The organism is Rufibacter psychrotolerans (genome assembly GCF_016924645.1).
In the GTDB taxonomy this organism is placed as follows: Bacteria; Bacteroidota; Bacteroidia; order Cytophagales; family Hymenobacteraceae; genus Nibribacter; species Nibribacter psychrotolerans.
The window spans coordinates 215612-228759 of record NZ_JAFFJV010000005.1 but is presented as its reverse complement, the minus strand read 5'-3'; the positions used below and the strand labels follow the sequence as shown (position 1 = coordinate 228759).

Below are 13148 nucleotides of genomic sequence, written 5' to 3'. Positions count from 1 at the left end.
CAATAAACGGTCCTAAGAGCGCCTGTTTGAACTCACGCTACTGCCTGGCTCGGCTCATCAGGAAAGCGCGCAGAGCTTTGTCCAGCGGCTCGTGCAGGTGGAAACGCTCGTAGTGGATCTGCTTTTTGCGGGTGTCCGTCTCCAAGTTGCGGAGCCATTCCTGTAATTGTTGCAGATAGGCGGTCCGCTGGCTTTCGGCACTCACCTGCATGGTTTGGCCGGACTCCAGATCCTGGAAGGTGAGTTGCCCTTTGTAGGTAAACTCCAGCTCATTCTGCCCCATCAGGTGGAACAAAAGTGTATCCCTTTCACGGGCTCCAATCTTGCGTAACGTTTCGGTGATCTCTGAAGTCTGCTCGTACATGTCGGTGACCAGCACGGTAATCTCTTTCTGCCGCTTTTTCGCGAAAACAGGCGCTAAACGCTCTGGTGCCGGAAATGCCCCATTAGGTTTTACCTGCTCTACCTGATGAAAGAACCGCTGTAAATGCTGACTCGATTGCTGCGGCGAAAGCTGCACCAATTGCTCTTCCTGTAACACAAACAATCCCACCGCATCACCTTGCTGCACCGCCAGATACGCGAGCGAGGCCACTAGATAACGGGCATAGTCCAGTTTGGTAAGTGTTCCGTCCTGATGCCCCATAGAACCACTGGCATCCACCACAAACCGCACCGCCACGCTGCTGTCCACCTCCGATTCCCGGATGTAGTACCTATCTGAGCGCGCGAACATCTTCCAGTCCAATTGTCGCAGATCATCGCCGGGCTGGTAGCTCCGGTACTGGCTGAACTCTATGCCTGCTCCCCGCCTAATGCTCTGGTTCTGACCCAGCATAAAACCATCTACCACCGTCTTGGCAATCAGGCGCAGGTCTTTAATAGCAGCAAACGTTTGCGGGTTGAGGAGGCGGTGGGGCATGAATGACGATTGTTTAGGTCTTTGTTCTTCTATAGGAGCTTTTTCGTCCCCCTTTGAAGGGGGTAGGGGGATGATTATTCGTGCTGATAGTATTATTACTTTCTTTTAATTTGATTAGAAATAAGCCTCTTCGTAAAGAACAGCAGTCTTGAATTGAAGCGCCTTTGTCATCCCCCTACCCCCTTCAAAGGGGGACTAAATACGTGCACAGCAAAAAACTGGCTTTAAAAGTGCTCAGTTATTCTTTTCGCTCTTTTCTGCAATCCACGTTTCCAAGGTCCTCTGCACGTTGGATAAATCGTTCATGACTTCATCATCTGTGAATCTCAGAACCGTAAAGCCTAAGGCTTTCAAACTCCGATCTCTTTCAGCATCTTCCTCGGTTTTGAAGTTGTGCGAATATCCATCCACTTCAATAATCAAGGCGAGCTCCTTACACAGGAAATCAGCGATGTAGTTGCCAATGGGCCTCTGCCGCAAGAAAGAGTATCCTAGTTTCTTTTTACTCAGTAACTCACACCACAGTCTGATCTCTGCTTTCGTGGAATCTGAACGAAGTGCTTTTGCCAGTGGCTTCAGTTTCTTATTGTAGTGGTGATTGTCCTCCATTTCAAGAACAGTTTGCCCTACCTTAAAACCTCCCTCGGCATCTCCACGCCTTTCAGCAGTTCTTCTACTACTTTATCTGTAGTGATATTGTCTGCCTCGGCGGTGAAGTTCACCAGCACACGGTGCCGCAGCACCGGATACGCCATGGTCTGCAGATCAGGCAATGTTACCGCGAAACGGCCTTGCAGCAGGGCTCTGGCTTTGGCGGTAAGGATGAGCGCTTGTCCGGCCCGTGGACCGGCTCCCCAACGCACGAACTCCTGCACAAACGGCACCGGACTTTCAGCGGGACGGGTGGCGCGAACTACGCGGGCAACAAAGGAAACCAAATCATCAGAAATCGTCACTTCGCGCACCAGACTTTGGAGCGCCAGAATCTCAGGTCCGGAAAGAATGGGTTGCACCGTTTCCCGTTTGCCGCCGGTGGTGTTTTTCAAAACCGAAATCTCCTCCAGTTCTGTAGGGTACTTTATTTTGATGTACAGCAGGAAACGGTCTAACTGCGCCTCAGGCAGCGGGTACGTACCGCTCTGTTCAATGGGGTTCTGCGTGGCAAGCAGGAAGAACGGGCGCGGCAGCGGGTAGGTTTTACCGGCATAGGTCACTTCAAACTCCTGCATGGCCTCCAATAACGCCGCTTGGGTTTTGGGTGGCGTCCGGTTGATTTCATCCGCCAACACGATGCTTGCGAAGATGGGGCCTTCATTGAACTGGAAAAAGCGCTTGCCCGTAGTGTGGTCTTCCTCCAAGACTTCGGTGCCCAGAATATCGGTGGGCATGAGGTCTGGGGTGAACTGAATGCGACGGAACGGCAAATCCACGGCACTGGCCAGCGTACGCACCAGCAGTGTTTTCGCCAAGCCGGGAACGCCTTCCAGGAGTCCGTGGCCACCGGCTAACAGGGTGATGAGCACCTCGTCCAGCACTTCCTGCTGGCCTACAATGATTTTACTTATTTCCTGCCGAAGCGCCGGCAGTTTGCTTAACAGGTGGGTTACGTCTTGTGGGGTCACGTGGGGCGGAAGCTAAACGGTACTACTTGAACTAGTAAGTAAGCGATTGTTGCGGGAATCGCCATGGAGATTTCAAGCTGTTTTCAGGAAAACAGGTAATACTACTTATACCATTTGCGCTGGCGCGAGCTTGCAGCTCGTGCCTCCATTTTTTTAGTGCTCAGAAGAAGAAAATCTGACATGCGTGTGGACACGAGCTACAAGCTCGCGCCAGCAATAAGCTTTTTACTAACTCGTCAACGCATACATCAAGATATTTACCCCAAACTTGGTGTTGTCCTCGGCCAGCCAGCGCTTGTTCCTAAAGTCGTAGTCCCATTCGCAGCCGTAGTCTTTGTTACTATAGAGCACCCCTATGCGGCCGTTCACTTCAACTGCTTTCAGGTAATCATGCACCAGGTCATCGCCCCAACCGTTGAGTTCAAAGGACGTGGTAGGCGGGCCTTCCTCGAACTTGAAAAAGGAACGGTAAATAGGATGGCTGTTGGGAATTTTCTTCAACGCCTTCGGCCCGAAACATACGCGCATCTGCTCCTCAAAAGACCGCGCGAAGAGACCATCTATGTCATGGTTGCAGTCATCCACAAACACAAAGCCGCCATTCTTCACGTAGCGCTCAAAATTGGCTCTTTCCTTCGCGTTAAACTGCACCAGCTTATGGCCGCTCAGGTAGCAAAACGGGTAGCGGAACAACTCGGTGCTTTCCAGGCTGATGACCTTTTCCTGCTCTACGATAGGCACGGTGGTGTACTCTACCAGCGAATGCAGCAGGTTGGAGGGCATCCGTTGGTCGGTGTCCCAGTTGCCGGAGCGGTATTGCAGGCGTACGAAGGTGAAAGGAGCGGGCATGGAAAAACTACGAAACTAGAGTAAACCCGCAATAGATAAATCTTCGTCCAGGTCCTCCCAGTGGATACCAACCCCATTCCCAATTAGGCGCCAGTTCATCCGTTGCGCTTCTGTACTGTCTCTCAAAACCGGAAACCACTCCAAAGGGATTCCCAATTCTCTTCCATCCGAAAGAAGAACATACATCTTGGCATCGGTGAACCAAACCTTCTGAGCTTGAGGAGTAGTGTGCTTAACTAAAGTATTCATGCCATTTTTGCTCAAACAGAGACTTATGTTCTTGTACCAATTTACGTAGTTCGTTCAGTTCCTTTGCATTGAGCTGGTAAGAACTTGCTAATTCAACAGGCGAAATCCAGAACTTAGCATAAGCCTCCGCATTCTCAACATGTAAATGAGGAGGTTCAGAACCTTCATTGCTAAAGAAGAAGAACCTGAATCCTAATATTCTTAAAATAGTTGGCACAGCAATCAGAATGCTTTAGGATGGACAAGTAAAATCCCGCTTTTGGCCTATATTCTTGAAATTAGGCCAAAAGCGGGAAAGAGATTCAGGCCGGACTACACTGCGTCTGACAAGCTGGTGAAGGTAAAGTCTCTGATCTTCATAGGGGGTACCAGATTGCCACCGATGCGCTGCGGTTTACCCAAAGCCTCAAGGTTGTTGAGCATGATGACCGGACTCTCGTTGAAACGGAAGTTCTTCACGGGGTGCTTGATCTTGCCGTTCTCAATATAGAAGGTTCCGTCGCGGGTGAGGCCGGTGTAGAGCAGGGTCTGCGGATCTACGGCTCTGATGTACCACAGGCGCGTCACTAGGATTCCTTTCTGGGTGCCTTTGATGAGGTCTTCCAGGCTCTGGTTGCCGCCGGCCATGATGAAGCCACCCGGAGAGGGCAAGCCTTTCACGCCTTTCTTCTGCGCCCAGAACTGGGAGTAGGTCATATTCTTCACCACGCCTTTGTCAATCCAGGTCACTTTCTCGTGCGGACGACCGTCGCCGGACCAGGTGGAGGAAGGAATCTCGGGGTTGGTAGGGTCTGAGGTGATGGTCACGCGCTCATCAAACATCTTCTCACCCAGTTTAGTCTTGCCGCCTGGCTTGCTCAGGAAAGAGCGGCCTTCCTCAGCGTTACGGGCATCCAGGCTGCGGAACATATTTTCCAGCAGGTCCACGGCCGCGGTAGGCTCTAGAATAACGGTGTATTTGCCGGGTTCCACCGCTTTGGCGTTCACCGAGCTCAGGGCTTTCTGGGCCGCAATCTCTGAGGCCGCAGCGGTGTCCAGCTTGGAAACATCGCTCACATCACGCGTCACGTAGCCCGAGCCGGTACCGTCTGAGGTACGCATGGTCACGGAGAAATCCACGTCTGAGCTTTGGTTATAGGCGAACAGGCCTTTGGAGTTCATCTTGGCGCTGAAGCCACTACGGTCTTCCCAGAAACCGGCGGCTGTCAGTTTTTTGCTATCGGCGAGCTGCATGCTTTTGGCGGCGGCGTTAGCGCGGTATTCAGGATCTATGTCGTGGGTAGTTTTAAACCAGGCGTTGCTGGGCAGGTAATTCTGCGGGCCTAGCATGGGCACGTACTCCGGGCTTTCCGGGGCGATGCGGGCTACCTCTTCGGCACGGCGCACTACTTTCTCCAGCGAAGCATCGTCAAACTCGTTGATGGTAGCTACGCCGGAACGCTTGCCGAAACGGGCTTCCACGGCCAGTGACATGTTTTCTTCCTCGCCGCTGGTAGACACGGTACTGCGGGCATAACGGATGTTACCCCCTTTATAGCCGGTGAGGTTTACCTCGCACTCATCGGCTTTGGAATAGCTCAGGGCCTTTTTCAGCAGCGCCTGCGCCTGATCTTTACTTAATATTGCCATTGGTTAGTATCACGTAGCGAGTAGCAAGACACACGACAAAAGCCAGGGTCTGCTCTCGTGTTTTTGTTAAATCTTACGACCCGTGTTAATTACATTCACACCATTGAAGCGGGTGTGGGCGGAGCCGTGCGAAACGGCACTCACCTGGCTGGGTTGGCCTTTGCCGTCGAAGAAGGAGCCGAACATGCGGTAGTCGCTTTCGTCGCAGACAGCGGCGCAGGAGTTCCAGAATTCCTGGGTGTTGCTCTGGTAAGCCACGTCTTCCAGCGGACCTACAATTTTACCTCCTTTGATCTCGTAGAACAGCTGGCCCCCAAACTGGAAGTTGTAGCGTTGCTGGTCAATGGAGTAAGAACCACGTCCCGCGATGTAGATACCACGGTCCACACCTTTGATCATGTCATCCACGCTCAGTTTCTGCTTGCCTGGCGCCAGTGACACGTTAGGCATGCGCTGGAACTGCACTGAGCTCCAGTTGTCGGCGTAAGAGCAGCCGTGCGATTCTTTCTCACCGATGATGTGGGCCTGGTCGCGGGTGGCCTGGTAATTCACCAGTACGCCGTCTTTGATGAGGTCCCAACGCTTGGTTTTCACGCCTTCGTCGTCATAGCCTACTGCGCCCAGAGAACCCGGCTGCACTTTATCGGCGAAGATGTTCACGTGCTTGCTGCCGTACGGGAAGGTTTTGGTTTTCCATTTGTCCAAGGTAGCAAAGGAGGTTCCGGCGTAGTTGGCTTCGTAGCCCAACACGCGGTCTAATTCCAGCGGGTGCCCCACGCTTTCGTGGATGGTCAGGCCGAGGTGATTAGGGTCTAACACCAGGTCGTACTTCCCCGCCATCACTGATTTAGCCGTCAGTTTCTCGCGGGCTTGTTTTGCCGCCAGACCGGCATCGGCCACCATGTCAAAGTATTTGTCATAACCGGTAAGACCAGTGCCTTCCGGGCCCTTCATGGTAGGCGCTTTCACGGTGAGGTACTCGTAGCCCATGCCCATCGGCGCGCTCAGCGCATCGCGGGTCTTGAATTTGCCAGAAGTTTTGTCCACGGCGGTTACCGTGAAGTTGGGCCAGATGCGGTGGATGTCCTGGTCAATGTAAGAGCCATCGGTAGAGGCGAAGTATTTCTGCTCGTTTATCTGAAACAAGGCCGAATTCACGAAGTTGGCTCCGTTCGCCAGGGCCGCCGCATTGGCTGCCAGAAGCAAATCGGCTTTCTCTGAAACGGGCACCTCAAAGGCGTTCTTCTGGATAGGCGTTCTCCAGCTTACCTCGCCGTAGCCTTTCTGCGGCGCCAGCTGTACCGGCTCTTTCTGCAGCTTGGAGTTGGCTTTGGCGATGGCCACGGCCTGCTCGGCGGCTTTGGCAACGCCTTTGTCGCTCACGTCTGAGGTGGCCGCGAAGCCCCAGGTACCGTTGGCAATCACGCGCACGCCCACACCGTAGCTCTCGGTGGTGCTGATGCCTTGTACTTGCTTCTCGCGGGTAAACACGTTCTGGGCCAGGTAGCGGCCAATGCGCACATCGGTGTAAGTGGCGCCTTTGCTTTTAGCGGCGTTCAAAGCCACATCGGCGAGGCGCTTTTTCAGGGCCACGTCCACGGTTTCCAGGGCGCGGGCCGGATCAATCTCGTGACCAAACGTTGGGACGTTGGAAAGCAAAAGCCCTCCTACACCCATGGCGGTCAGTCCTATAAAATCACGTCTTTTCAAGGGGTTGTTTGTTAGGTAAGCGAGAATTTATCAGAGCAAAAAGATTTGCACTTCTAAGTTTACTTCTTGTTCAGGAGGAAAGCAAGAAAGTTGGGCGGTAACTGCGGAAAGGGCCTCGGGATACACCGGTTAACCACCGTTTTGCCTCTGTTTTCCTGAAAACGGCTCTAAAACAGACAGGCCTTTCAACACCTTCTATATGATTGTTTCGCCAGTCGCCCTGCAAAATGCACCATTGGCTGCAAAACCCTGGCAACGGATTCCTATTCCCCCGAACTATGCAGTAAATACAATCAGCCCCTGCGTTTACCGGCTGGTTTTCTAAAAACTGTTTAAAAATGCTTTCCACCGCTAAAAAGCTTTTACTAGCCCTTACCGCTTTCCCAAGCCTAGCTTTGGCTCAATCAGCCCCAGACACTGTCACTGCCGTTCAACTTTCGGCCACGCCTCGCCTCTTCGCCGACGGCGTGATTTCCACCCAGGACTTTGAATTCAACGCCACCTTTACGCCCGACGGAAAGACCGTTTTCTTCACCAAGGCGACGCCCGGCTGGCAGCGCATGGTGATTCTGTACTCCGAGCAAAAGAACGGAAAGTGGCAGGAACCCAAACTCGCGCCTTTCTCCGGCCAGTACCGCGATGCGGATCCGTTCATCAGCCCAGACGGGCAGAAGCTGTTCTTTATGTCTGACCGGCCGGTGAACGGCGAAACAAAAGTAGACTACGATATCTGGTTTGTTTCCAAGACGAAGGGCGGCTGGAGCGAGCCGCAGGTGGTGCCGGGCGGACCAAATACGTTAAAGGACGTCTATTACCCCTCCGTAGCCGCGAACGGAAATATGTACTTCAGCGCGCTCACCGCCTCCGGCATGGACTTGTATGTATCTAAATGGGAGAACAGCCAATACGCCACCCCGGAGAAGTTGCCGTTCAACACTGCCGCCACCGATCTGGACCCCATTGTCACCGCCGATGAACGCCTGCTCTTTTTCACCAGCAACAACCGCAAGGCGTTTGGCGGGGCAGATCTGTTCGTGAGCGTCAATGGCCCGCAGGGTTGGTCCACGCCGCGGCCGCTAGGTTCCAGCGTGAATACATCGCTCAACGAAGGCCAACCCGGCCTCTCCGCTGATAACAAAAAACTGTACTTCACCTCGGCAAAAATGCCCGCTGGAGCCCGCCCGAAACAAGCTTCCTACAAAGAACTCCTGCAAGAACTGCGGGGCACCTACAACGGTTTGGGCAATATCTACGAGGTGGATATCTCTGAGCTCCTGGCCCTGGCAACGGCCTCCCATTAGGTCAGCTCACTGGCACGCAAATACCCAGTCCTGTTTTAAGGCCGATTTTGGAGAAACAGGACAAAAAACGCCTTTCCGCCCTCCCTTTAAAACACCAATCCCCAGCCTGAGGTTCAAGCTGGGGATTGGTGTTTATTTTTCAAGACTCAGGACTTGATGGGCCTTACTTTGCCCATGCCGCTGTGCTTTATTTTGGGCGAGCCTTTGTAGTCAACGCTCACAATGCCGGCGGCGTCTACGTTCAGTTCCCTGGCCACGTTTACCTGGGCACTGCTGGCCCCGGCGGCGTCAATGGTGAAGAAATCAGTTTTGAGGTCGATGGCCTTGAGGCTGGCGGCCCCGGCCAGGTCCAGGTTCACGGTTTCGGCGCGGCCGCTGAGGGTTATGTCGGCCCCGCCGGCCACATCGGCCACCAGCTCTTTCACGTTCAGGGCCATTTTCACGTCAATTCCCCCGCTGAATTTAAACTTCATGGCATTGGCGTTGAGGGCGTTGGTGGACGTCAGCTTGATGCCGCCGCTCAGGTTCAGGCTTTTCAGGTCTTTCACGGTCACGTAGGCTTTCAGCTTCTTGGCATTTTTGATCCCCGATTTGGTTTTGATCTGCAAAACGCCGTTCTGCACGGTAGACTCAATGAGGGGCAGAATGTTCTCCTCCGCCTCCAGTTGCAGGCGTTCAGTAGCGCCCTGGGTCAGCACCACCTCAAACCCGCCGCTCACGCTCAGGCCCGTAAACGCGCCCACCGAACGGGTTTCTGTTTTCATGTTGCCGTTCCCTTCCACAGCTTGGGCCTGCACGTGCTGCACCAGACCAACAAGCGCCAGCAGCATGCAGAGGGAGAAGAATGTCTTTTTCATGGTGAATAGGAGTTTAGTTTCGGGTTGTTTTCTCTAAAAAGATGCAGAATACGCGCAAAGGTTGCTTGCCCCGCTCAAAAACCAGGGCAACTTACCAGCGCCTGCCCACTCTGCTGGCTCTGTTTTAGGACCGTTTTGGGAGAATCTGCCAGGAAGCAGCGCAGTTTTTCCCCAAGACAGGCCAGGCAGGCGGGGGCCTTGCAAAAATATATAAACTCTTCTATATTCAAGAAGGAAAAGCCAGGCCTGTTCCCATCACCGGCCCTGGCAGAGGACGCGTTTTAGTCCCGTTTTTCAGGAAACAGGCCCAAAAAGACCACCCTACCAAAATTGCCGAAGTTTTAAGTAACTTGATTCCGTTCTCAACCTTCTGTCTATGTCACGCCTGAAGAGCTACCTGTTCCTCGGATTACTGTTTCTGGTGCATCTTGCCTTTGCGCAGGAAAAGAACGGCGGCGGCCGCCAACGTTTCCTGCTGGATTTCAACTGGCGCTTTGCCTTCGGACATCCGTCAGACACCAAAAAGGATTTCGACCACGGCACCAGTTATTTCTCTTATCTGGCCAAAGCCGGCTACGGCGACGGTCCCGCCGCCGCCAAGTTTGATGACCGGGCCTGGCGCCGGCTCAACCTGCCGCACGACTGGGCGGTGGAACAGGACTTCAGTCCGCAGGCCAGCTTCAGCCACGGGTTCAAAGCCATCGGCCGTAACTTCCCTGATAGGAGCGTGGGCTGGTACCGCAAAACCATCCACATTCCCGCCTCGGATCTGGGCCGCCGCATTGCGCTGGAGTTTGACGGCGTGTACCGCGACTCCAGGGTGTGGGTGAACGGCCATCTGGTGGGTGCCGAGCCAAGCGGCTACAACACCTTCCGGATGGACATCTCTGAGTACCTGAATTACGGCGCTGACAATACCATTGCCGTGCGGGTAGACGCCACCATGGAAGAAGGCTGGTACTACGAGGGCGCCGGCATTTACCGCCACGTGTGGCTTTCCAAAACCAACCCATTGCACGTAGCGCCCCATGGCACGTTTGTGACCGCACAGGTGAACAACACCAACGCGCAGGTCACCGCCCGGGCCAACATCCTCAATGAGAACAAGTCAGCCAAAACCTTCTCGGTGCTGCAGACCATTGTAGATGCTGCCGGCAAAACCGTGGCCACCCAACGGCAGGACAACCTCACCCTGGCGCCGTTCCAGACGCAGGAAGTACGCATGGTGCTGCCGGTGACCAATGCCCGGTTGTGGGATCTGGAATCGCCGTACCTCTACAAACTGGTGACCACCGTCCTCACCGGAAACCAGGAAACCGACCGCTACGAAACGCCTTTCGGGATCAGGACCATCCGGTTTGATGCCAGAGAAGGCTTCTTCCTGAACGGCAAGCACGTAAAACTGAAAGGCACCAATAACCACCAGGACCACGCCGGCGTGGGCACCGCCCTCCCCGATGAACTACAGTACTGGCGCATCAAAACTCTGAAGGACATGGGCTCCAACGCCTACCGTTGCTCCCACCATCCGCCCACCCCGGAACTGCTGGAGGCCTGCGACAAACTGGGCATGCTGGTCATTGACGAAAACCGCCTGATGGGTACTTCTGAGCAGCGCATGGAAGACATGAAACGCCTGATCATCCGCGACCGGAACCACCCCAGCATCATCAGCTGGTCTATTGGGAACGAGGAATGGGCTATTGAGAACAGCATCATCGGGGCGCGCATCGCCACCACCATGCAGGACTACGCCAAAAGCCTGGATTCTACGCGGGCCATCTCGGCGGGCATCAGCGGCGGGTTCCGGAGCGGGATTTCTGATGTGCTGGAGGTGATGGGCTACAATTACCTGGGCAACGGCGACATTGAAGCGCACCACAAACAATTCCCCAACCAGCCCGGCATGGGCACCGAGGAAGGCTCTACCTTCGCCACCCGCGGCGTGTACGTCACCGATCTGGAGAAGCACTACCAGGCCGCCTATGACCGGAAACCGCGCCCCACGTTCTATTCCATTGAAGAAGGCTGGACGTTCTACGCCAATCGGCCGTGGCTGGCAGGCATGTTCATCTGGACCGGCTTTGATTACCGCGGAGAGCCTACGCCGCACGGCTGGCCCTCGGTGACGTCTTACTTCGGGATGATAGACAACTGCGGTTTCCCCAAAGACAACGTGTTCTACCTGCGCTCGTGGTGGTCAAATCAGCCTACCCTGCACCTGCTGCCCCACTGGAACTGGCCAGGACAAGAAGGCAAGGAGATTCCCGTGTGGGCCTACAGCAACTGCGATGAAGTGGAACTGTTCCTGAACAAAAAGAGCCTGGGCAGACAAACCATGAAGCCCAACTCGCACCTGGAGTGGAAAGTGAACTACGCGCCGGGCACGCTGGAAGCCGTTGGCTACAAAAACGGCAAGAAGATTTTAACCGATGTGGTGAAAACCACCGGCGAAGCTGCTGCTCTGCAACTCACTCCGCATAAAACTTCCCTTAAAGCCGATGGGGAAGACATTGCCGTTATCACGGTTTCAGTGGCAGATAAAAACAAACTGGCGGTACCTACCGCCGGGAACGAGATTTCTTTCCAACTCAAAGGCCCCGGCACAATCATTGGCGTGGGCAACGGCGATCCTACCTCGCTGGAGAAAGACCGGTTTATTGAAGACATCAAAACCGTGGGAATCACCGACCTGAAAGAGAAACCAGTAGCAGGCATGGACAACGGGCAGGCCGCTTTCCAGGAGACAAACGCCAGCGGCTGGGACGATGCGTTCAAGAAACGGGACTACAAGAACCTGGCTCCTGCCTACGTACACCGCGGCTCATTTGAACTGCCCGCCAACTTCTCCGGCGCAGACATTACGTTCTTCTACAAGAGCATCGGGCGGGAGCAAACCATTTACATTAACGGCAAAGAGATTACCAGGAACCTCAAGGAAAGCGCCGAGGGTAACGTGTTCAAACTGGATCATTCCATCCTGAAGCCCGGTCCAAACCAGCTGGAGATTGTGGCTACGCCTATCCCTAAGAAATATGATTGGGATAACGTGAACCAAGATCCCGGCACCATTCAAGTCTTCACCCCGGCCCCTATCTGGAAACGGAAACTGTTCAACGGCCTGGCCCAGATCATCATCCAGACCACCAAAGACGCCGGCGAAATCACCTTATCCGCCACCGGGCAAGGGTTGAAATCCACCACGTTGAAGGTAGAATCTGCCGCCGTAGCGACAAGGCCTTCTATTGATTAACTCCTCACCACGGCTCAAAAGCATACAGTAAGCCTGCCCTGCACAAAACGGGGCGGGCCTATTCGCGTTCTACCCCGTTTGGTCCAAAGCGCACGTTCTGGTTTGTGCCGGTATTGCTGAAAACCCGCCAGAAATAGGAAGTCTCCTCCAGCACGCCTTCGCTGGGCCTTACCCGCAGCACCTTGTTCCCGTCCAGGGTGAGGGTAAGGTCGCCCTGCGGGGAGGCGGTCACCTGCAGCACCCGCAGCGGCTCCCGTTGGCTCCGCACCAGTTCCTGCAGTTTCCGGTCGCGGAGCGTGCTGCCCGGCACCTGCGGATCAAAGTTCGGGTCGGCCAGGGTTTGGGTGTCGCGGGGAATCTCCACCTCCTCAAACCGGATGGTCACGTCACCGGCCACTTCCACCTGCCAGTGGCAGGCCACCTCCAGGGTCCAGGCCCCCACGTCCAGGATGAGGCCGCTGGCGTTGGTGATATGCGCCTTCCCGAAGTGGAAAAACTGTACATGCCCCAGCCGGGTGGTCTTAGTTATCGGCAATTCCAGCAACTGCTGCATTTCTGGAAAGGTATTTGCACTCATGGTAGTCACACGTTTAAACGAGCCGTGAAGGTACGCAATTACCCGCACCGGTGGTAGACGGATGGTGGCGCGGTCTTATGCCAGGAAAATTCTAAAACTAAATACTGCCGTTTGCTTTGGTTTGTACCCATGATGGAGTACTTTCACCCGATTTATCCGGCTTGCTTTAAAAATTGGAC

The 13148-nt window shown here is 54.4% G+C and carries 12 protein-coding genes; 2 read left to right on the top strand and 10 right to left on the bottom strand.

All coding sequences use genetic code 11. From position 1 onward, the window contains the following. Positions 1–37: 37 nt before the first annotated feature. From JT718_RS06810 to JT718_RS06775, 8 genes are all read right to left on the bottom strand, one after another. On the bottom strand, positions 38–922 hold the full coding sequence (locus tag JT718_RS06810; protein ID WP_205501482.1) for a DUF58 domain-containing protein: 885 nt from the start codon (positions 920–922) through the stop codon (positions 38–40). Positions 923–1156: 234 nt separating this feature from the next. Then, positions 1157–1531, bottom strand: a complete 375-nt coding sequence (locus JT718_RS06805; protein ID WP_205501481.1) for an endonuclease domain-containing protein — start codon at positions 1529–1531, stop codon at positions 1157–1159. Positions 1532–1548: 17 nt separating this feature from the next. Continuing rightward, positions 1549–2544, bottom strand: coding sequence for an AAA family ATPase (locus JT718_RS06800; RefSeq protein ID WP_205501480.1), 996 nt, complete (start codon positions 2542–2544; stop codon positions 1549–1551). 228 nt (positions 2545–2772) lie between these two features. Then, on the bottom strand, positions 2773–3393 hold the full coding sequence (locus JT718_RS06795) for a DUF4159 domain-containing protein (protein ID WP_205501479.1): 621 nt from the start codon (positions 3391–3393) through the stop codon (positions 2773–2775). A gap of 15 nt (positions 3394–3408) precedes the next feature. Then, positions 3409–3642, bottom strand: coding sequence for a DUF2442 domain-containing protein (locus tag JT718_RS06790; RefSeq protein ID WP_205501478.1), 234 nt, complete (start codon positions 3640–3642; stop codon positions 3409–3411). Beyond that, entirely contained in the window at positions 3626–3859 is a 234-nt protein-coding gene (locus JT718_RS06785) for a DUF4160 domain-containing protein (RefSeq protein WP_205501477.1), read from the bottom strand. The genes JT718_RS06790 and JT718_RS06785 overlap by 17 nt, the downstream gene beginning before the upstream one ends. A gap of 95 nt (positions 3860–3954) precedes the next feature. Then, positions 3955–5271 (bottom strand): TldD/PmbA family protein, encoded by a 1317-nt coding sequence (locus JT718_RS06780; protein WP_205501476.1) that lies wholly within the window; start codon positions 5269–5271, stop codon positions 3955–3957. Positions 5272–5337: 66 nt separating this feature from the next. After that, a complete protein-coding gene (locus JT718_RS06775) occupies positions 5338–6981 on the bottom strand; it encodes a TldD/PmbA family protein (RefSeq protein WP_205501475.1) in 1644 nt (547 codons plus the stop codon). A 395-nt stretch (positions 6982–7376) separates the two neighbouring features. Between JT718_RS06775 and JT718_RS06770 the strand changes: the two genes are divergently transcribed. Next, a complete protein-coding gene (locus JT718_RS06770; RefSeq protein ID WP_205501474.1) occupies positions 7377–8282 on the top strand; it encodes a TolB family protein in 906 nt (301 codons plus the stop codon). Between the two features lie 146 nt (positions 8283–8428). Here the strand turns inward: JT718_RS06770 and JT718_RS06765 are convergent, their stop codons facing one another. After that, positions 8429–9139 (bottom strand): head GIN domain-containing protein, encoded by a 711-nt coding sequence (locus JT718_RS06765; RefSeq protein WP_205501473.1) that lies wholly within the window; start codon positions 9137–9139, stop codon positions 8429–8431. 376 nt (positions 9140–9515) lie between these two features. On the opposite strand from JT718_RS06765, the gene galA reads away from it, so the two are divergent. Continuing rightward, a complete protein-coding gene (gene galA / locus JT718_RS06760) occupies positions 9516–12392 on the top strand; it encodes a beta-galactosidase GalA (protein ID WP_205501472.1) in 2877 nt (958 codons plus the stop codon). Positions 12393–12450: 58 nt separating this feature from the next. On the opposite strand, the gene JT718_RS06755 is transcribed toward galA, so the two are convergent. Further along, complete coding sequence (locus JT718_RS06755; protein ID WP_205501471.1) at positions 12451–12969, bottom strand: hypothetical protein; 519 nt, start codon at positions 12967–12969, stop codon at positions 12451–12453. Positions 12970–13148: the final 179 nt, after the last annotated feature.